Origin of the sequence: Campylobacter concisus (genome assembly GCF_002913225.1) — a bacterium.
Classification (GTDB): Bacteria; Campylobacterota; Campylobacteria; order Campylobacterales; family Campylobacteraceae; genus Campylobacter_A; species Campylobacter_A concisus_J.
This window is the reverse complement of sequence record NZ_PPAW01000027.1, coordinates 1-438: the sequence shown is the minus strand read 5'-3', so window position 1 is coordinate 438 and position 438 is coordinate 1. Positions and strand designations below refer to the sequence as shown.

Genomic DNA, 438 nt, shown 5'->3' with positions numbered 1-438 from the left:
ACCCAGTAGCATCAAGAATCCCTCCATGAGAACTAAGCACATCTTTATTCATGCATAGCTATGAGCTACAAGCAATACATAAGTGTGGCAAGACACACCAATATTGAAAGAATCGAAGTGCTTTAGCCATAAAACAAGGGGCTGACGTAGATTAGCAGTCATGCTAGTCTACAAAAATGCAGATAACCAATTGTAAATTAAGCAAGAGAGTTCAAAAGAAACTACTTGAATTTTTTGTACTCCAAGTTACCGCCCGTTCCGCTGCCGATATTTTAGACATTCAGCCCAACTCCGCTATTCTGTTCTACCGCAAAATTCGTATGGTTATCAGTCATTATCTGGCCTTGGTTGCCGATGAGGTTTTTGAGGGCCCTGTCGAGTTGGACGAAAGCTATTTCGGCGGACGGCGTAAAGGCAGACGCGGTCGCGGTGCGGCAG

1 pseudogene is annotated in these 438 nt (G+C 44.5%); it reads left to right on the top strand.

The annotated features are described in order from the left end of the window. Positions 1 to 176: 176 nt before the first annotated feature. Positions 177 to 438, top strand: a pseudogene (locus tag CYP26_RS05950) (IS1595 family transposase); the annotation flags it as partial.